This is a genomic window from Bisbaumannia salifodinae (genome assembly GCF_055388505.1).
The window spans coordinates 2,217,817-2,237,475 of sequence record NZ_AP043781.1 but is presented as its reverse complement, the minus strand read 5'-3'; the positions used below and the strand labels follow the sequence as shown (position 1 = coordinate 2,237,475).

Annotated in this window: 15 protein-coding genes; 11 read left to right on the top strand and 4 right to left on the bottom strand. The window is 66.8% G+C overall.

Annotated elements, in window-relative coordinates:
* Nucleotides 1-29 precede the first annotated feature (29 nt).
* Nucleotides 30-608 carry a hypoxanthine-guanine phosphoribosyltransferase gene (locus ACZ5EF_RS10145; protein ID WP_346062276.1) on the top strand — a complete coding sequence of 193 codons (579 nt, stop codon included), beginning with the start codon at nucleotides 30-32 and terminating at the stop codon, nucleotides 606-608.
* 356 nt (nucleotides 609-964) lie between these two features.
* Nucleotides 965-1,720: an S-methyl-5'-thioinosine phosphorylase gene (locus ACZ5EF_RS10140; RefSeq protein ID WP_346062277.1), complete on the top strand. Its 756-nt coding sequence runs from the start codon at nucleotides 965-967 to the stop codon at nucleotides 1,718-1,720.
* An 85-nt stretch (nucleotides 1,721-1,805) separates the two neighbouring features.
* Here the strand turns inward: ACZ5EF_RS10140 and ACZ5EF_RS10135 are convergent, their stop codons facing one another.
* Together ACZ5EF_RS10135 and ACZ5EF_RS10130 are read right to left on the bottom strand one after the other, a co-directional pair.
* Nucleotides 1,806-3,491, bottom strand: a complete 1,686-nt coding sequence (locus ACZ5EF_RS10135) for an AMP-binding protein (RefSeq protein ID WP_346062278.1) — start codon at nucleotides 3,489-3,491, stop codon at nucleotides 1,806-1,808.
* A gap of 88 nt (nucleotides 3,492-3,579) precedes the next feature.
* A complete protein-coding gene (locus ACZ5EF_RS10130; RefSeq protein WP_346062279.1) occupies nucleotides 3,580-4,035 on the bottom strand; it encodes a MerR family transcriptional regulator in 456 nt (151 codons plus the stop codon).
* Nucleotides 4,036-4,265: 230 nt separating this feature from the next.
* On the opposite strand from ACZ5EF_RS10130, the gene ACZ5EF_RS10125 reads away from it, so the two are divergent.
* The 5 genes from ACZ5EF_RS10125 (at nucleotide 4,266) to ACZ5EF_RS10105 (ending at nucleotide 10,569) form a co-directional block, all read left to right on the top strand.
* Nucleotides 4,266-5,432: an acyl-CoA dehydrogenase family protein gene (locus tag ACZ5EF_RS10125; protein WP_346062280.1), complete on the top strand. Its 1,167-nt coding sequence runs from the start codon at nucleotides 4,266-4,268 to the stop codon at nucleotides 5,430-5,432.
* A 65-nt stretch (nucleotides 5,433-5,497) separates the two neighbouring features.
* Nucleotides 5,498-6,607, top strand: coding sequence for an enoyl-CoA hydratase/isomerase family protein (locus tag ACZ5EF_RS10120; protein ID WP_346062281.1), 1,110 nt, complete (start codon nucleotides 5,498-5,500; stop codon nucleotides 6,605-6,607).
* A 115-nt stretch (nucleotides 6,608-6,722) separates the two neighbouring features.
* Nucleotides 6,723-8,075, top strand: a complete 1,353-nt coding sequence (locus tag ACZ5EF_RS10115) for an MATE family efflux transporter (RefSeq protein ID WP_346062282.1) — start codon at nucleotides 6,723-6,725, stop codon at nucleotides 8,073-8,075.
* Between the two features lie 90 nt (nucleotides 8,076-8,165).
* On the top strand, nucleotides 8,166-9,344 hold the full coding sequence (locus ACZ5EF_RS10110) for an acyl-CoA dehydrogenase (protein WP_346062283.1): 1,179 nt from the start codon (nucleotides 8,166-8,168) through the stop codon (nucleotides 9,342-9,344).
* Between the two features lie 25 nt (nucleotides 9,345-9,369).
* On the top strand, nucleotides 9,370-10,569 hold the full coding sequence (locus tag ACZ5EF_RS10105) for a CaiB/BaiF CoA transferase family protein (protein WP_346062284.1): 1,200 nt from the start codon (nucleotides 9,370-9,372) through the stop codon (nucleotides 10,567-10,569).
* A gap of 41 nt (nucleotides 10,570-10,610) precedes the next feature.
* Here the strand turns inward: ACZ5EF_RS10105 and ACZ5EF_RS10100 are convergent, their stop codons facing one another.
* Nucleotides 10,611-11,531, bottom strand: coding sequence for a helix-turn-helix transcriptional regulator (locus ACZ5EF_RS10100; RefSeq protein ID WP_346062285.1), 921 nt, complete (start codon nucleotides 11,529-11,531; stop codon nucleotides 10,611-10,613).
* Between the two features lie 309 nt (nucleotides 11,532-11,840).
* On the opposite strand from ACZ5EF_RS10100, the gene ACZ5EF_RS10095 reads away from it, so the two are divergent.
* The 3 genes from ACZ5EF_RS10095 to ACZ5EF_RS10085 are packed head-to-tail and all read left to right on the top strand — an operon-like array spanning nucleotide 11,841 to nucleotide 16,029.
* Nucleotides 11,841-13,733 (top strand): TonB-dependent receptor, encoded by a 1,893-nt coding sequence (locus ACZ5EF_RS10095; RefSeq protein ID WP_346062286.1) that lies wholly within the window; start codon nucleotides 11,841-11,843, stop codon nucleotides 13,731-13,733.
* Nucleotides 13,730-14,770, top strand: coding sequence for a methyltransferase domain-containing protein (locus ACZ5EF_RS10090; protein WP_346062287.1), 1,041 nt, complete (start codon nucleotides 13,730-13,732; stop codon nucleotides 14,768-14,770). Before ACZ5EF_RS10095 ends, ACZ5EF_RS10090 begins: the two co-directional genes overlap by 4 nt.
* Nucleotides 14,767-16,029, top strand: a complete 1,263-nt coding sequence (locus ACZ5EF_RS10085; RefSeq protein WP_346062288.1) for an MFS transporter — start codon at nucleotides 14,767-14,769, stop codon at nucleotides 16,027-16,029. The genes ACZ5EF_RS10090 and ACZ5EF_RS10085 overlap by 4 nt, the downstream gene beginning before the upstream one ends.
* Before the next feature lie 97 nt (nucleotides 16,030-16,126).
* Here the strand turns inward: ACZ5EF_RS10085 and ppsR are convergent, their stop codons facing one another.
* Nucleotides 16,127-16,960 carry a posphoenolpyruvate synthetase regulatory kinase/phosphorylase PpsR gene (ppsR, locus tag ACZ5EF_RS10080; RefSeq protein WP_346062289.1) on the bottom strand — a complete coding sequence of 278 codons (834 nt, stop codon included), beginning with the start codon at nucleotides 16,958-16,960 and terminating at the stop codon, nucleotides 16,127-16,129.
* A gap of 211 nt (nucleotides 16,961-17,171) precedes the next feature.
* On the opposite strand from ppsR, the gene ppsA reads away from it, so the two are divergent.
* On the top strand, nucleotides 17,172-19,544 hold the full coding sequence (gene ppsA / locus ACZ5EF_RS10075; protein WP_346062290.1) for a phosphoenolpyruvate synthase: 2,373 nt from the start codon (nucleotides 17,172-17,174) through the stop codon (nucleotides 19,542-19,544).
* Nucleotides 19,545-19,659 lie beyond the last annotated feature (115 nt).

Below are 19,659 nucleotides of genomic sequence, written 5' to 3'. Positions count from 1 at the left end.
CCGCTTTAGCCGATTTCGAGAGCGAGCCCATGACGCGACTGGCCCCCGAGCACCATGAATCCCTGACTACCATGCGCGATATCATGGCCGATGCCGACTGCCTGATCACCCAGGAGGCAGTTGAGAAGGCCCTGGACCGCATGGCCGAGCAGATCACCGCCGACCTCGGCGACAAGCTGCCGGTCTTCTACTGCGTAATGAACGGTGGCCTGATCACCACCGGGCATCTGTTGACCCGCCTGGGCTTCCCCCTGGAGGTGGATTACCTGCACGCCACCCGCTATCGGGGCGGCATCCGCGGCGGCGAGCTGTTCTGGCGAGTCTCCCCGGAGATTCCCATGGCCGGCCGCCATGTGGTGATCGTCGACGATATCCTCGACGAGGGCGCCACCCTGGCGGCGATCCTCGACTACTGTCGTGAGGCGGGGGCGGCCAGCGTCTCCACCGCGGTGCTGGTGGACAAGGCCCATGAGCGCAAGGCGGTGCCGGGGCTCAGGGCCGACTACTGCAGCCTGGAAGTCGAGGATCGCTATGTGTTCGGCTTCGGCATGGACTATAAGGGCTACTGGCGCAACGCCCCGGGGATCTTCGCGCCGAAAGGACTGTAAGAGGGTCGCCATGTGTTCGGCTTCGGCATGCTGATAAGGATCGGCAAGGGCGACTGACGCAACGCCCCGGGGATCTTCGCGCCGAAAGGACTGTAAGAGGGTCGCCATGTGTTCGGCTTCGGCATGCTGATAGGGATCGGCAAGGGCGACTGACGCAACGCCCCGGGGATCTTTGCCCCGAAAGGACTGTAAGAGGGTCGCCATGTGTTCGGCTTCGGCATGCTGATAAGGATCGGCAAGGGCGACTGACGCAATGCTCCGGGGATTCTTGCCCCCAAGGTTATAAGCGATTCGCCATGACTTCGGCAGGCGGATAGGGACGGGCAAGGGCGGCCGGCGCGCCAAGGAGAGGATCGATGCTGGCAATTATCGGTGGTACCGGCCTTAGCGATATCCCCGGCCTGGAGATCCTGCGGCGGCACAGCTGCGAGACGCCCCTGGGCAGCGCCTCGGCGCCGGTGCTCCAGGGGCGTCTGCAGGATCGCGAGATGCTCTTCCTGGCCCGGCACGGCCAGCCCCGACGCCTGCCGCCTCATCGCATCAACTACCGCGCCAACCTCTGGGCCCTGCACCAGGCGGGAGCTAGCCGGGTGCTGGGGATCAATGCGGTGGGGGGGATCGATCCCGCCCTGTACGCCGGCGATCTCGTGGTGCCGGACCAGCTGATCGACTATACCCATGGCCGGGAGGGGACCTTCTTCGATGGTCGCTTCAAGCCGTTGGCGCATATCGACTTTACCCACCCCTATGACGCGGCCCTGCGCCAGGCGCTCCTGGCCGCCGGGGCGGTGGCGGGGGAGTCCCCGGTGGCCGGGGGCGTCTACGCCTGTACGCAGGGGCCGCGGCTGGAGACCGCCGCCGAGATCGCCCGGCTGGCCCGGGATGGTGCCACCCTGGTCGGCATGACCGGCATGCCCGAGGCGGCCCTGGCCCGGGAGCTGGCGCTGCCCTATGCGAGCCTGGCCCTGGTGGTCAATGCCGCGGCGGGGGTCGGCGAGGGAGAGATTGCCCTGGCCCAGGTGGAGGCCGCCCTCGAGGCCGCGATCGCCCGGGCCCGCGGGGTGATCGAGGCGTTATTGCTCGCCGACACCGATGAGGTGCCGAGGCGCTAAAAGACGCGTCGCTCCGTCGCCCCTGAGAGAGCCAGCGCCCCCGCCGAGCGATCGGTGGGGGCGCGTTGCCGTAGTGGCGGGGCGATCATGCCAGCCCCAGTTCGTGGGTGGCCTCCTCACGCATCTTGAACTTCTGGATCTTGCCGGTGACGGTCATCGGGAATTCATCGACGAACTTCACGTAGCGCGGGATCTTGTAGTGGGCGATCTTGCCCTGGCAGAAGGCCTTGAGGCCCGCCTCGTCGAGGCTCTCGCCGTCGCTGAGCTTGACCCAGGCCATCACCTCCTCGCCGTACTTCTCGTCGGGCACGCCGATCACCTGCACATCGGAGATGGCCGGATGGGTATAGAGGAAGTCCTCGATCTCCCGGGGATAGATGTTCTCGCCGCCGCGAATGATCATGTCCTTGATGCGCCCGACGATGGCCACATAGCCGTCCTCGTCCATGCTCGCCAGGTCGCCGGTATGCATCCAGCCGGCGTCATCGATGGACTTGGCGGTGGCCTCCGGGTTGTTCCAGTAGCCGAGCATCACGCTGTAGCCGCGGGTGCATAGCTCGCCGGTTGCGCCCCGCGGCACCACGGCGCCGGTCTCCGGGTCGACCAGTTTCACCTCCAGGTGGGGGTGGATGGTGCCCACGGTGGTGACGCGTTTCTCCAGGGGCGCATCGGTGCGGGTCTGGAAGCTTACCGGGCTGGTCTCGGTCATGCCGTAGCAGATGGTGACCTCCTCCATATGCATCTTGTCGATCACCTTGCGCATCACCTCGATGGGGCAGATGGAGCCGGCCATCACGCCGGTGCGCAGGCTGGAGAGGTCGAAGTCGGCGAAGCCGGGGTGCTCCAGCTCGGCGATAAACATGGTGGGCACCCCGTAGAGGGCGGTGGCACGCTCCTCGGCCACGGCGCGCAGGGTGCTCTCCGGGTCGAAGCCGTCGCCGGGATAGATCATGGTGGCGCCATGGGTCATGCAGCCCAGGTTGCCCATCACCATGCCGAAGCAGTGGTAGAGGGGCACCGGAATCACCATCCGGTCGGCCTCGCTAAGCTTCATGGTGCGGGCGACGAAGAAGCCATTGTTGAGGATATTGTGGTGGGAGAGGGTAGCCCCCTTGGGCGCCCCCGTGGTGCCGGAGGTGTACTGGATATTGATCGGCTCGTCGAACTGCAGGCTCGCCTGCACCTCGGCCAGATACTCGGCGCCGACCTCGGCGGCTCTTGCCTGGAGGGCCTGCCAGCTAAGCATGCCGGGCAGGGCCCGCTCGCCGTCCAGGCAGATCACTCGCTTGAGCTCGGGGAGTCGGGCGCTCTGTAGCGTGGCGGGGTCGCCATCCTGCAGCTCTGGCGCCAGCTCCGCCAGGGTCGCCACATAGTCCGAGTTCTTGAAGGCCCCCTGCAGGATCAGCGTCGAGGTGCCGGACTGCTTGAGGGCATACTCCAGCTCATGGGTGCGGTAGCTGGGATTGATATTGACCAGGATGGCGCCGATCTTGGCGGTGGCGAACTGGGTCAGGGTCCATTCGGCGCAGTTGGGGGACCAGATGCCCACCCGGTCGCCCTTGGCGACACCCAGCGCCAGCAGGGCGCGGGCGGTCCGGTCCACCGCGACTTGAAGTTCGCGCCAGCGATAGCGCACGCCCTGGTGCAGGCTGAGCAGGGCCTCCCGATTCGGGAAGCGGGCTACGGTGGCATCGAAACAGTCGCCGATGGTTTGTCCCTTGAGGGGCGTATCGCTGATTCCACTGACATAGCTGGCAGGCTGAGGCGTCATGGTGGCTCCTTGATGGCTGGTGCTTGTTATTGTTGCTGGGGCGGCGCGGAGCGCGTCGCCCGGTGTCCATGACGGGAGCGGGTCGGACTCAGGTGACGTCGTGGCGATCCAGCTGCTCGAGGACGCTGCGACAGCGGCTCTCCACCTCGTCGAGCTCCTGCTGCATCAGGCGGATATCCTCCAGGCGCGCCTGCATCTCGGCCCGCTTGGCGCTGAGGATCTCCAGCATGCGCTGCAGCTGACGCGCATTGCCGTCGGGCATGGCGTCGTAGAGCTCGATGACCTCGCGAATCTCCGCCAGGGTAAAGCCCAGCCGCTTGCCCCTGAGGGTCAGCTTGAGGCGCACCCGATCCTTCTCGTGGTAGATGCGAGTCTGGCCGCGTCGCTCCGGCGCCAGCAGGCCCTCCTGCTCGTAGAAGCGGATGGTGCGGGGCGTCACCTCGAACAGCCGCGACAACTCACCGATCGAGTAGGTGCGGCGCTGAGGTTTCAGCGCACCGGTCGCGGGGGGGGAAGCCATCGCCTCCTGGCGGGGTTTCGGCATCGTTGTCATCCTGTAGTCAGACGGTTGGCGGTGTGTCGCCTATGATCTCGCATCCCGTCCTTGCTTTCCAAAGCCTAGCGCCAAGTTTACGTTAACGTAAAGTGCAGAGGCATCGACTTTTGGCGTAGGGGGAGGGGGATGCCAAATAACCTAGCAAGTGCTAGGTTGGTTCCCAGTCGCCGCAGGGAGTCCTGGCTCCCGGCGAAACCTACCATGAGAGGAGTGAAGGCATGGATTTTTCCCTGACCGAGGATCAACGGGCCCTGCAGCAGGCGGCGGCGGATTTCGCCCGCGCCGAGCTGGTCGACAATGCCGCCGACTGGGATGCGCGCTCCCACTTTCCGGTGGAGGTGATCAAGCGCGCCGGCGAGGCGGGCTTCCTGGCCATCTACACCCCGGAGGCGGCGGGGGGCCTGGGGCTCTCCCGCCTGGAGGCCTCCTTGATCTTCGAGCAGCTGGCGACCGGCTGTATCTCCACCACCGCCTATCTCACCATTCACAACATGGCCACCTGGATGGTCGCCAACTGGGGCGGAGCGGCCCTCCAGGAGGCCTGGCTGCCGCGGCTGGTGAGCGGTGAGGCGCTGGCCTCCTACTGCCTCACCGAGCCGGGCAGCGGCTCCGACGCCGCCAGCCTGCGTACCAGGGCGGTACGCGACGGCGACGACTATGTGATCTCTGGCTCCAAGATGTTTATCTCCGGGGCCGGCGCCACCGACCTGCTGGTGGTGATGGCCCGTACCGGGGGGCCGGACAGCGGCGCCGGCGGGGTCTCCGCCTTCGCCGTGCCGGCGGATGCCTCCGGCATCGAGTACGGCAAGAACGAGGAGAAGATGGGCTGGAAGAGCCAACCGACCCGGCTGGTCAGTTTCGACGGGGTGCGCGTGCCGGCGGCCCACCGCCTGGGCGAGGAGGGCGAGGGCTTCAAGTTCGCCATGAAGGGCCTCGATGGCGGGCGCCTGAATATCGCCAGTTGCTCCCTGGGCGCCGCCCAGCAGGCGCTGACCCTGGCCCGCGACTACCTGGGCGACCGCCAGCAGTTCGGGCGTCCCCTGAGCGCCTTCCAGGCGTTGCAGTTCAAGCTCGCCGATATGGCCACCGAGCTGACCGCGGCGCGGCTGATGGTGCGCCATGCGGCCTGGCGCCTGGATCACGACGACCCCGAGGCCAGCGCCTACTGCGCCATGGCCAAGCGTCACGCCACCGATATGGGCTTCACGGTGTGCAACGAGGCGCTGCAGCTGCATGGCGGCTACGGCTATATCAAGGAGTACCCCCTGGAGCGGCTGGTGCGTGATACCCGGGTGCATCAGATCCTAGAGGGCACCAACGAGATCATGAGGGTGATCGTGGCGAGGCGACTATTGGCCGATGGTGTGGTCGAGTCCCTGGCGTAAATCGTTACGGGGAAATCCGATACGATGGTGTCGTGACGGCTAAACGAATCCAGCGAGGAGGGAAGATGAGCGACGAGGTGGTGATTTTCGAGGAGGTCCCGCTGCGCGGCGGGCGACGACTGGGCGTGGCGCGACTGAACGCGCCGCGGGCCCTGAATGCCCTCTCCCGGGGGATGATCGAGGCCCTGGACCAACGCCTCTCGGCCTGGGCCGAGGACGACGCCGTCGCGGCGGTCTGGCTGGAGGGGGCCGGCGACAAGGCGTTCTGTGCCGGTGGCGATATCGTCGCCCTCTATCGCGCCATCGGCGAGGGCGCGGAGGCCGCCAGCGCCTTCACCAGCGACTACTTCGCCGCCGAGTATCGCCTGGATCACCGCATTCATACCTATCCCAAGCCGCTACTGATCTGGGGCGACGGCATCGTGATGGGCGGCGGCCTGGGGCTGATGGCCGGCGCCTCCCACCGCCTGGCCACAGAGACCACCCGCATCGCCATGCCGGAGATCACCATCGGCCTCTACCCGGATATCGGCGCCAGCTGGTTCCTGGGACGCATGGCGCCGGGCATCGGCGCCTACCTGGGGTTGACCGGGGCCCACCTGAACGCCCGGGATGCCCTGGACCTGGGGCTGGCCGACCGCCTGGTGCCCCGGGAGGCCCGGGAGGCGTTGCTGGCGGCCCTCGGCGAGGCGGATTTCGCGAGCGCCGAGGCCTCCGCCGTGGTGGACGGGGTACTGGATCGTTTCGAGGCCCGCGAGCGTGCCCCCGCGGCGCAGCTGCGCCCCCACTTCGACCATCTGCAATCGCTGACCGCCCGGGGCAGCCTGAACGAGGCCGTGGCGCGGATTCTCGAGGATCCGCGCGACGACGCCTGGCTGGCCGCCAATCGCCGGCGCCTGGCCGAGGGTTGTCCGCTCAGTGCCCATCTGGCCTGGGCGATGATCCAGCGCCATCGTCACGGCAGCCTGGCCCAGGCGTTTCGCGAGGAGCTGTCGCTGTCGGTGCGCTGCTGCGTGGAGGGCGACCTGGGGGAGGGCGTGCGTGCCCTGCTGATTGACAAGGACAAGAGCCCGCGCTGGTCCCATGCCGGCGTGGCCGAGGTGTCGGAAGCGCGGCTCGAGGCCTTCCTGGCGCCCCTCTGGTCCGAGGAGAACCATCCGCTACGGGATCTCTGAACCGCTAGCGTCTTCTCCTTCGGGCGGGAAGCCCTGCTGCCGGGGCGTCCCGTTTTGCCTCTCGGGGGCCTAAGGGGGCACAATTCGCGCCCCCAGCTCCCGGATGCGAGGCCCCATGACGAACGCCAATGCCCTGCTCGAGGCGCCCCTGGCAGCCACCCTGGTGCGCCAGACCCTGCCGGTGATCGGCGGCATGCTGGCCATGCTCACCTTCAACCTGGTGGACGCCTGGTTTATCGCCCGCCTGGGCACCGAGCCTCTGGCGGCGGTGGCCTTTACCTTCCCGGTGGTCTTCGCCGTGGTCAGCCTGGCCATCGGCCTGGGGATCGGTACCTCGGCGGTGGTGGGGCACCTGCTGGGGCGCGGCGAACGGGCCCTGGTGGCCCGGCGCGGCACCGATGCCATCCTGTTGGCCGCCTTGGTCGGGGGCCTGGTGACCCTGCTGGGCCTGCCCAGCATCGAGGCGCTGTTTGCTGCCCTGGGCGCCGATCCCGCCCTGATGCCGCATATCCACGCCTATATGGGAGTCTGGTACTGGGGGGCGGCCCTGCTGATCGTGCCCCGGGTGATCAACAGCGTGCTGCGGGCCCAGGGCAATACCCGGGCCCAGGGCGTGGCCATGGCCCTGGCGGCGGCGCTCAATGCGCTGCTCGATTACCTGCTGATCTTCGGTATCGGCCCCCTTCCCGCCCTGGGCGTGGCCGGGGCGGCCCTGGCCACCCTGCTCAGTTGGGGAGCCATGACCGCGGGGCTGCTGACCTATCCGCCCCTGCGCCGTTGCCTGGTCCTGCGCGGCCTGACGCCGCGCCGGGTGTGGGACTCCTGGTGGGCCCTGGGGCGGATCGCCGTGCCGGCGGCCATTACCAGCCTCTTTACCCCCTTGGCCATGGCCCTGGTGACGCGGATCGTCGCCGCCCATGGCCATCACGCCGTGGCTGCCTTCGGCGTCGGCACCCGGGTCGATGCCATCGCCCAGATCGTGGTGCTGGCGCTCTCCATGACCCTCTCGCCGCTGGTCAGCCAGAACCTGGGGGCCGATCGGCCCGAGCGCGCCTGGCGGGCGATCCGTGGCTGCTTCGCCTTCGTGCTGGCCTGGCAACTGGGGGTCTGGGGATTGTTGCAACTGCTGGCGCCCTGGCTGACCGGCGGCTACGCCGAGGAACCGGCGGTGGGGGAGGTGCTGCGCGCCTTCCTGTGGCTGGTGCCCCTGGGGCTGGGGGCCCAGGGGGTGGTGATCCTCGGCGTCTCGTCGCTGAATGCCATGCACCGACCCCGGGCCGCCATGGGGCTCTCCCTGGTGCGCCTCTTTGGCCTCTTCGTGCCCCTGGCCTGGCTGGGTGGGCACCTGGCCGGCCCCATGGGGATCTTCGCCGGCATGCTGGTCGCCAACCTGGCCATTGGTCTGATCGCCTGGTGGCGGCTGCGTCGCATCTGGCAACGGCGGCATCGTGGTCGTCGCGAGCGTTGAGAGGGCGGCACAGGCAGGGCTGGTGAACCTCGGATTATTGATCTACATTGACATGGAATATCGATATTTTACCCTTGTGTGGAGATCACCATGAGCCAGCCGACCCCCGTGACCTGGGACGACCCCTTCCGCCTCGTCGATCAACTGGATGGCGAGGAGCGGATGGTCCAGCAGACCGCCCACGACTACTGCCAGGCGAAGCTGTTGCCCCGGATCCTGGAGGCCAATCGCCACGAGATCTTCCACCGCGAGATCATCAGCGAGATGGGTGAGCTGGGGCTGCTCGGCGCCACCATCGAGGGCTACGGCTGCGCCGGCATGAATTACGTCAGCTATGGCCTGATCGCCCGGGAGGTGGAACGGGTCGACTCCGGCTACCGCAGCGCCATGAGCGTGCAGTCGAGCCTGGTGATGTACCCCATCCACGCCTTCGGCAGCGAGGCGCAGCGGCAGACCTACCTGCCCAAACTGGCCAGCGGCGACTGGGTGGGCTGCTTCGGGCTCACCGAGCCGGATCACGGCTCCGACCCCGGCGGCATGACCACCCGCGCCAGGCGTCAGGGCGACGACTGGGTGCTGAGTGGCACCAAGACCTGGATCACCAATGCGCCCATCGCCGATGTCTTCGTGGTCTGGGCCAAGGACGACGAGGGGGTGATCCGCGGCTTTCTCCTCGACAAGGGCATGCCGGGGCTCTCGGCGCCCAAGATCGAGGGCAAGTTCAGCCTGCGCGCCTCCATCACCGGCCAGATCGCCCTGCAGGACGTGGTGGTCTCCGATGACCGGCGCCTGCCCGGGGTGACGGGGCTCAAGGGGCCCTTCTCCTGCCTTAACCGGGCCCGTTTCGGCATCGCCTGGGGGGCCATGGGGGCCGCCGAGGCGTGCTGGCACGCGGCGCGCGACTACACCCTGGAACGCCGGCAGTTCGGTCGGCCGCTCGCCGCCAATCAACTGATCCAGAAGAAGCTCGCCGACATGCAGACCGAGATCGCCCTCGGCCTGCAGGCGGCGCTGCGGGTGGGGCGGATGATCGATGCCGGGCAACTGGTGCCGGAGGCGATCTCGCTGATCAAGCGCAATAACTGCGGCAAGGCCCTGGAGATCGCGCGCCAGGCCCGTGACATGCATGGCGGCAACGGCATCAGCGACGAGTACCATGTGATCCGCCATATGATGAACCTGGAGGCGGTCAATACCTATGAGGGCACCCACGACGTCCATGCGCTGATCCTGGGCCGTGCCCAGACCGGCCTGCAGGCCTTCTGCTGATTCCACCCCGGCAAGGAGAACGCCCATGGCCGCTCCCCTGGAAGGACGCCTGGTGCTGGATCTGTCGCGGGTGCTGGCCGGCCCCTGGGCCGGTCAACTGCTGGCGGATCTCGGCGCCCGGGTGATCAAGATCGAGCATCCCGAGCATGGCGACGATACCCGTGGCTGGGGGCCGCCCTGGCTGGAGGGGGCCGGCCCCCGGGAGGCCGCCTACTACCTCTGCGCCAATCGCGGCAAGCAGTCCCTGGCCCTCGACCTGACTCGCCCCGAGGGCCAGGCCCTGGTGCGCGAGCTGGCCGGGCGCGCCGATATCCTGCTGGAGAACTTCAAGGTCGGTGGCCTGGCCAGGTACGGCCTCGACTACGCCAGCCTCAAGGCGCGTAACCCCGGCCTGATTGGCTGCTCCATCACCGGCTTCGGTCAGGATGGCCCTTATGCCAGTCGCGCCGGCTACGATTTCATGATCCAGGCCATGGGCGGGCTGATGAGCCTCACCGGCGAGCCCGACGGCCTGCCGATGAAGACCGGCGTGGCCATCACCGACGTGATGACCGGCCTCTATGCGGCGGTGGGCGTCCTGGCGGCCCTGGACGAGCGCGGCCGCACCGGCGAGGGGCGGCATATCGACGTGGCCCTGCTCGATGTGCAGGTGGCGACCCTGGCCAATCAGGCCCTCAATGCCCTGGTCGGCGGCAGGGATCCTCAACGCCACGGCAATGCCCACCCCAATATCGTGCCCTATCAGGCCTTCGCCTGTGCCGATGGCCACCTGGCGCTGACCGTGGGCAACGATGCCCAGTTCGCGCGGCTGGCGCGCCTGCTGGGGCGGCATGAGTGGGCGCAGGACGAGCGCTTCGCCACCAATGCGGCCCGGGTTACCCATCGCGAGGCCCTGGTGCCGGCCATCGCCGAGGCCCTCGAGGCTCGACCCCGGGAGGCCTGGCTGGCCGACTTCGAGGCCCACGGCATTCCCGCCGGGCCCATCAACACCCTGAGCCAGGCCTTCGCCGACCCCCAGGTGCGGCACCGGGGCCTGGTGCGTCGCCTCGAGCGCGACGGTGGGGCGGTGCCTCAGGTGGCTTGCCCGCTGTTCTTCGATGGGGTCTCGGCCACCGCCGAGGCGCCGCCACCGGCCCTCGGCGAACATAGCGAGCGGCTGCTCGCCGAGCTGGGGCTGACGCCGGAGGATATTGCCCGGCTGCGCCGTGAGGGGGTGATTCGCTAAACCTCGGTACCCCGTCCTGGGTCAGGGTTTCTTGGATCGCTTTATCCGCGCCGCTTGCCGAAGACGGCTTTGGGCGCTCGGCCAAAGAATCTGGAAAAGGCGGTGCTGAAATTACTGGGGTGACGGTACCCGACGCGATAGGCGACCTGAGCTACCTGACAGCCGCTCTCCAGCAGCGCATGGGCCTTGCGCATGCGCATCTCGTGCAGCATACGATGAGGCGTCGTATTGAAATACCGGCGGAACCCCTCCTTGAGCTTGAACTCGTTGAGTCCCACCTCGGCGCAGAGGTAAGGGATCGTCAGCGGGTGATCCATTCGCTCGGCCATCAGGTCCCTCACGCGCTCGAGCTTTTCAATGTCCCAACAGCCGAGTCGCGAGGGTTCGGGTGTGGAAGGGCTGATTAACCGTAGCTGTTCGGCGAGCAGCGACAGGGCATGTATATGCATATCGAGCAGGCCAGGACCGGGCTGCCCGAGGTGACCATTCAATGCCGTGGCATGACCTTGGCTGAGGTTAGTGTTCTTGCGAAATGCCAGCTGTCGTACGCCACCATTTCCCAGCAGGGCCTTGGCCCTCTCACTCCCCAGATATTTTTTCAGCGTTTCTTCGCCGACCAGTAGGCGGAGTTGCGACACCGTCTCGCCGGCCCGATAGTGGCGTTCGCCATGGTTGCTCCGGAAAGCGGTGATGGTGGTGAAGCCGGCGCGGAAAGCGAGCTCTGCGCCATCGCCCCCCTGGTAGCCGGATTGTCCCTCGAGGCCGAGGGTAATGGCCAGCATGGCGCGGCCGTGAGGATCGACGGTCTCCTCGCATAGATCGCAGCTAGGGCGGTAACGCAGTCGGATCAGGATGAGGTCACTCTCCAGCTCAATACGCTCGGAATAGCATTCACCCACTTCCTCGGGCAGTTGCCGACGCTCCTGCCCCCTCTCCCGCCTGGCCAGGTTGGCCTGGGCCATCGTCAAGCGCCGTGGTGACCGAACCCTCCCTGGGCAAGCCCCCATATCACATACCTCCACCGGATCTCATAGGATTCTCTACGGGATGAATATGCATCTCATATGAGATTGATTGATATTTACCGATAGAATGACGCTTATGTCAATTGAGGTGGACCGAGAGGCCGCGTACGGATTCGAGGGGATGAGATGAGCGACGGAGAGTGGAACAGGCATGGCAGGCTGGGAGGGCTGCTTCTGCTGATGTGGGTAGGTGGAGCACAAGCAGCGCCGGGGGCAGAGGAGCAGAGGCCGCAGGAATTGGCGTCCATGACGGTGACGGCCAACAAGGTCGAGCAATGGCTGGAAGAGGTGCCGGCGAGCCTGTCGGTCTTCCATGGCGACGATCTCCGCGATGCCATGGTGGAGGATCTGGCGGGGGTGTCGCGCAGAGCCCCCAGCTTTGGTTTTCAGCCGATCGGCCAGTCCGGCACCAACCTGCCGGTGGTGCGTGGCCTGACCTCCCATGTCACGGCCTTCTCCTCATCCATGTTGATGCTGGTGGATGGCGTGCCGATGCTGATGGGGCAGGGGTTCGAGCATAACCTGCTGGGTGTCGAGCGGGTCGAGGTGTTGCGGGGCCCGCAGTCGACCCTGTACGGGCGCAACGCCGAAGCCGGTGTGCTCAACATCCACACGCGTCAACCCGGCGGTGAGTCCTACGCCCGGTTCGATGCCGCCCTGGGAAGCCGTGACAAGCGCTCTCTGCGATTCGACCTGGGCGGGGAACTGGTCACCGATAGCCTGTCAGCCAGTTTCGCTGGGGAATGGCGCGAGCAGGACGGCTTTATCGACAACCCTCATCGGGGGCGCACGGAGGATGATCGAGAGCGCTATGCCGGGCGGGCCGCCTTGCGATGGACGCCTTCCCCGGGCAGTGACGTGACGCTTCGCTATGCTCGCCAGGCGTACCGGGACGGGGGAGCCCAATGGGGCCGCGTCGATGCCCCCCGGCGCGAGGTGCACTCCGGAACGGCGAGTTGGAATCGCTCGAGTGGTCGAGTGTTAGCCCTGGATATCGAGCACGAGCTGACGGAGAACTTGCACTTTCGCTCGCTCAGCGCCCGTCATGACTTCCATGACCACGTTCGCCAGGATGCCGATTTTCAACCACTCGATATGCTGCACGTGGAGCGTGATCATCACCTGAGCACGCTATCCCAGGAATTCCGCCTGGAGGGCGAGGGGAGTCGCCACCAGTGGCTGCTTGGGCTCTACGCAGATAGCGATGACCATGAGCTGGGCTTCCGGCAGCAGACGCCTGTCGGGCTGCAGCACACCGATGTGGACCTGGGGGGAGACTCAAGGGCGCTGTTCGGCCAGTGGACCCAGGCGCTGGCACCCAACTGGTCCTTGACCCTGGGAGGTCGGATCGAGCGCAATCGGGTCTCGCTGACAGCGGAGGACGGTAGTCGCCAGGAGCGAGAATGGCGGCGCTTCACCCCCAAGATGAGCTTGCAGCATGAGTGGTCGCCGGATACCCACCTCTATGCCAGCTATGCCGAGGGTTTTCGTGCCGGCGGTTTCAATGCCTTCGCTCGCGCCGATGGCTTCCCGGCCTATGATCCGCAACGGGTGGCGTCCTATGAAGTGGGTCTCAAGGGGTGGGCCCTCGATCGGCGCCTGAGATATGCCGCTGCCGCGTACTGGATGGACGTCAATGACATGCAGGTGCAGCAGATCACGCAGCCCGGTGTGGTCCATATCACCAATGCCGCCAAGGCCTATTCCACCGGGCTGGAGCTCGAGGCCGACTACCTGCTCGGGGCACATTGGTCGCTCCAGGCCGCACTCGGTGTCAACCGCACGCGTTTCAGGGAGTTTCAGGATCTGGCGGGCGATCACCGTGGCAACCACAACCCCTTCGCCCCCGACCTGGACGGTTACCTGGGGCTGCGCTATGACGCGCCGAGTGGCTGGTACGCCCAGGCAGGGCTGAGCGGTGTCGGTCGGACCTACCTGGATGCTGCCAACGACCATCAGCGCGATGCCTACGGGCGGCTCGATCTCAGCGCCGGCTATCGGCACCGTCAATATGGCATCACGGCCTACGTCGATAATGCCACCGACGAGCGCTACGACGCCGTCGGCTTTCTCAACGGGATGGCGAGGGTCTATAGCGAGCCGCGGGAGCTGGGGCTGCGGGTGAGTGTTGACCTATGAATTCTCTCAACGTCATGCCTCGCCATCCTCTACAGCCTTATTGGGATATCGCCCTGGCCTCGGTGCAAGCGGATGCGCTACACGAGGCCCTCGAGCTCGACCTCTTCCGCCTGCTGGTCGACCCCGGGACGGTGGAGGAGGTGGCCGCTCGGTTCACGCTGGACGTCGGCAATACCGGCTATCTGCTCGAACTGCTCTGGAGCATGGGACTGCTGGAGCGCCAGGCCGATACCACCGTCCCTGGCAGGTGGCACTACTGCTCGGCGGAGGTCGCCACACACTTCTTCGATTCGAACGCGCCACGCTACTGTGGCGACGCCTGGCGGTTCCGGCGGCAATCGCTGCGCCACTTCGGCGGCGAACTCGGGACGCTGTTGCGCACGGGGCGAGGAGGGGGCGCGCCGGCGGCGACCGCCTGGCGGGAGGCGGCTCGCCGTCAGATCGCCCAGGAGCAGCGTGCCGCGACCGTCGACGCGGCCTTGGCCGTCGTGGCTCGCCTGCCGGAATTTCCCCGGGCTCGGTGGCTGCTCGACCTGGGCGGTGGCCCGGGTGGGGTTGCCATCGCCTTGGCCCAGGCCAACCCTGGGCTGCGCGGCGTGGTGCTTGACCTGCCCGAAGCGGCCGAAGTGGCGCAGGAGAATCTCCAGCGAGAAGGCATGGCCGGGCGCCTGCGGGCCCGTGGCGGCGATCTGGTCAGTGACGCCATCGGCGAGCAGGAGTACGACCTGATCTGGTGCTCGTCGGTGTTGCATTTCGTTCCCGATCCCGCCGCCTCCCTGCGCAAGATCCTTGCCGCCTTGCGACCCGGCGGCGTCTTGATCTGTGCCCAGGGAGAGATCCCCGACGGCGCCACCGAGGCGCGCGAGGTCCTGCCCTACTACCTGTCGCTGTGCATGCGGGGGCGTCGGGTGACGCGGCAGGGAGAGCTACGCCGAGCACTAGCGGCCGCCGGCTTCACGGGGTTGGAAAGCTACCCGGGCGTGCCATTCCCCATGGCGCCCGTCACCGTGCTGATTGGCCGCAGGAGTCCGACATGACCGTCACGTCCTTACGCATGCTGGGCTACCAGGCGTTGTTCGGGTGGCTACACCTCGTGCTGGCATTGCCGAGTATCTATCTCCTGCTGGGATTGCCGCTGGTGATGCGCGAGCAGGGCTGGTCGGGCACCGATATCGGCCTGTTCCAGTTGGCGGGCCTGCCGGCGGTGCTCAAGTTCCTCCTCGCCGCACCAGTCGAGCGCTGGCGCTTTGGAAGTGGCCACTATCGGGGCTGGGCCATGCTGCTGAGTCTGTTGCTGGCGGTCACTCTGGCAGTGATCGGGTGGATGGAGGGGCCCGGCAGCCGCGGGGGGCTATTTGCCCTGGCGTTTCTAGCCGGCCTCCTGGCGACCTGGGCGGATATTCCGGCCAATGCCCTGGCGATCAAGTTGTTGCCGGAAAGCGAGCGCCTGCGCGCCGGGGCTATCCGCTCGGCCGCTCTGTTCCTGGCGGCCATTCTCGGTGGCGGTGTGATGTTGGTGGTGCATAGCCGCTGGGGCTGGTCGGCCCCCTTCCTGCTGATGGCCGCGGCGTTGGTGGTGGGAGCCATCCTGCTGGCAGTGCCGGGCGAGGCGCCTGAGACCGGCAGGAAGAGCGTCGCCGCAAGCGTGGAGGAGGGCGGCTGGCGTGGCTACTTCGCCCAACCGGGAGCGAAGCGTTGGACTTGCCTGTTACTCACCGCCTTCCCCTTCATCGGTGCCGCCTGGCTCTATCTCAAGCCTTTGATGCTCGACCTGGGCATGCCGGCTGAGCAGGTGGCCTGGCTGGTGGGCGTGGGTGGAGGGACGCTGGGCGCCCTGGCCAGTGTGATAGGGGGGCGTATGGCCCGGCACCTGGGGCCCGGGCGCGCCATGCCGCTTTTCACCGGTCTCTGCCTGTGCGCCCTGGTCGTCTTGACGGCGATGGTGTGGCGCGGCGCCGGAACGGCCGGCTTGCTCCTGGGGGCGGCCCTGGTCGCGGTGGCCATGGGCGCGATCTCCTCGCTGCTCTTCGGACTGATGATGTATTTCACCCGGCCTCGGCGGCGCGCTGCCGACTATGGCTTGCAAGCCAGTCTCTTCGTGATGACCCGCCTCTCGGTGCCCGTGGCAGCCGGGGTACTGCTCGATCGTCTCGGCCATGACGGCATGTTGCTTGGCCTGACCCTGGCTGCTCTCGGGGTATGGGGTCTGGCCATGGACAGCCGCCGCATCCTGGCGAGGGTGATGGAGCAGGGAGGAAGAGAGGCTTCGCTGGCCCCAGACCGTGCTGATGGGTGACAAACATTAGGGACGCGATTGGCACTGTGCCCCCCCGGCTCGGGGGAGGGCCCGTTAGGGACGAGTTGTCACACTGCTTTGTCGCCCCTGTTGACACTTACCTTGGCGAGAAGCGCCGCTGCAGGCCGGTCTCGGCGATCATCCGGGTGGAGATCTCCTCGATGGAGAAGCGGGTGGTGTCGATATGGGGGATATGCATCTGCCGGTAGAGGGCCTCGGCCTGTTGCACCTCCTGGGTGCACTGGTCGATGGAGCAGTAGCGGCTGTTGGGCCGCCGCTCGCTGCGAATCGCCGACAGGCGCCGTGGGTCGATGGTCAGGCCGAACAGCTTGTGGCGATGGGGGGCCAGGGAACGGGGCAGCTTGAGGGTGCCGTCCTCGTCCTGATCGTCCTCGGTGAGCGGATAGTTGGCGGCGCGGATGCCAAACTGCAGCGCCAGGTAGAGGGAGGTCGGGGTCTTGCCGCAGCGCGAGACCCCGACCAGGATCACATCCGCCTTGTCGTACTGGTGGGTGCGGGCGCCGTCATCGTTGTCCAGGGCGAAATGCACCGAATCGATGCGATTCATATAGACGGCGTCATGGCCGATGGCGTGGGTGCGGCCCACCGTATAGGTGGAGTGAGTGGCGAGCTCTTCTTCCAGGGGCGCCAGGAAGGTCGAGAAGATGTCCACCTTGAAACCGGGGGCGGTGCTGATGATGCTGCGAATCTCCGTATCGACGATGGTATCGATGACGATGGGTTGCTCGCCGTCCCGCACCGCCGCCGCCTCGATGACCTCCACCAGGGAGCGCGCCTTCCCGGGGCTGTCGATATAGGGCTTGGTGACCATGCGGATCTCGACGTTCTCGAACTGGGCCAGCAGGCTGCGGCCCAGGGTCTCGGCGGTGATGCCGGTGCCGTCGGAGATAAAGAAGGCGGTACGGGGCATGCGGAGGACTCACGGCAGGGAATTTCCCCGATTGTCCCGGCTGGCGGCTCGGCCGGCAACTACAAGAATCGCCGTAAAAGGGCGATTGTTGTAAAAAATCTTCAGTGACTTCGCTGTTAGACCAATGGCGTAGGCGCCCCGGCATTGGTAGGGTGACCCCCTCTAGTCAAGGTGCCCGCTGCCCGGGCGTCGCAAGGAATAAGGGGGTCGCGTGGAAGAGTACATTCTGTGGTTCGATCAACTCGGCATGAACGATGTCGAACGCGTCGGCGGCAAGAATGCCTCCCTGGGGGAGATGATTTCCAATCTGGCCGGGGCCGGCGTCAGCGTGCCCGGCGGCTTCGCTACCACCGCCCATGCCTATCGCGAGTTCCTCGCCCATGAGGGGCTCAACGAACGCATCAATGCGGCCCTGGCCAGCCTGGACGTGGATGACGTGGCCGAACTGGCCCGGGTGGGTGCCGAGATTCGCCAGTGGGTGATCGATACCCCGCTGCCGCCCACCTTCGAACAACACCTGCGCGCCGCCTACGACCAGATGGTCGCCCAGCACCCCAGCCTCAAGGTGGCGGTGCGCTCCTCGGCCACCGCCGAGGACCTGCCGGATGCCTCCTTTGCCGGCCAGCAGGAGACCTTCCTCAATATCGAGGGCTTCGACAATATCAAGCGCGCCGTCCACGAGGTGTTCGCCTCGCTGTTCAACGACCGCGCCATCTCCTATCGGGTGCACCGCGGCTACGCCCACGAGAACGTGGCGCTCTCCGCCGGGGTGCAGAAGATGGTGCGCTCCGAGACCGGCGCCTCCGGGGTGATGTTCACCCTGGACACCGAGTCCGGCTTCCGCGATGCGGTCTTCGTTACCGCCTCCTGGGGCCTCGGCGAGACGGTGGTGCAGGGCGCCGTCAACCCGGACGAATTCTATGTCCACAAGCCGACCCTGGCCGCCGGCCGCCCGGCGGTGCTGCGTCGCAACCTGGGCTCCAAGCTGATCAAGATGGTCTACACCGAGGACGCCAGCGCCGGCAAGTCGGTGGCCACCGTGGACGTGCCGCTGGCCGAGCGCGGCCGCTTCTGCATCGATGACGACCAGGCGATGGACCTGGCCCGCCAGGCGGTGATCATCGAGCAGCACTACCAGCGCCCCATGGATATCGAATGGGCCCTGGACGGCGACGACGGCAAGCTCTATATCGTCCAGGCCCGCCCGGAGACCGTGGTCTCCCAGCAGGAGGGCGGCAAGCTGGAGCGTTTCCAACTCAAGGAGAAGGGACGCACCCTGGTCCAGGGGCGGGCCATCGGCCAGCGCATCGGCCGCGGCGCGGTCAAGGTGATTCTCTCTCCTGAGGAGATGGACAAGGTGCAGGCCGGCGATGTCCTGGTCACCGACATGACCGACCCGGACTGGGAGCCGATCATGAAGCGCGCCTCGGCCATCGTCACCAACCGCGGCGGGCGTACCTGCCATGCGGCGATCATCGCCCGGGAGCTGGGGATCCCGGCGGTGGTGGGCTGTGGCGATGCCACCGAGGTGCTGGCGGATGGCCGCGAGGTCACCGTCTCCTGCGCCGAGGGCGATACCGGCCACGTCTACGAGGGGCTGCTCGACTTCGACTGCCGCACCTCCAGCGTCGATGCCATGCCGGAGATCCCCTTCAAGATCATGATGAACGTGGGCAACCCGGACCGCGCCTTCGGCTTCGCCGGGCTGCCCAATGCCGGGGTCGGCCTGGCGCGCCTGGAGTTCATCATCAACCGCATGATCGGCGTGCACCCCAAGGCGCTGCTGGACTACGACACCCTGCCCCTGGAGTTGCAGCAGACCATCGACGCCCGCACCGCCGGTTACGCCGACCCGGTCAGCTTCTACGTGGACAAGCTGGTGGAGGGGATCAGCACCCTGGCCGCCGCCTTCCACCCCAACCGGGTCATCGTGCGCCTCTCGGACTTCAAGTCCAACGAGTACGAGAACCTGATCGGCGGCAAGCTCTACGAGCCCGGCGAAGAGAACCCCATGCTCGGCTTCCGCGGCGCCTCCCGTTATATCTCCGACGCCTTCCGGCCCTGCTTCGAGCTGGAGTGCCGGGCGCTCAAGCGGGTCCGCGACGAGATGGGCCTGGATAACCTGGAGATCATGGTGCCCTTCGTGCGCACCCCCGACGAGGCGCGCCAGGTGGTCGAACTGCTCGCTGCGAACGGCCTGAAGCGCGGCGACAACGGCCTGAAAGTGATCATGATGTGTGAGCTGCCGGCCAATGCGCTGCTCGCCGAGGAGTTCCTGGAGCACTTCGACGGCTTCTCCATCGGCTCCAACGATCTGACCCAGTTGACCCTGGGCCTGGATCGCGACTCCGGCATCATCGCCCACCTCTTCGACGAGCGGAACCCGGCAGTGAAGAAGCTCCTGGCCATGGCCATCGCCGCCTGCAAGGCCCAGGGCAAGTACGTGGGCATCTGCGGTCAGGGCCCCTCCGATCACCCGGACCTGGCCAAGTGGCTGATGGAGCAGGGCATCGACTCCGTCTCCCTCAACCCGGATGCGGTACTCGAGACCTGGTTTATGCTGGCCGGCGAGACCCTGGAGTAAGCCTCACCGCCTAGGTTTGTCGGGCACCCCAAGAGGCCCGGGCGACCCTGTCGCCCGGGCCTCTTCTTATCCTCGCGCGGCCATATCAGCCCTTTCTGGTGAACTAGGGCTATGC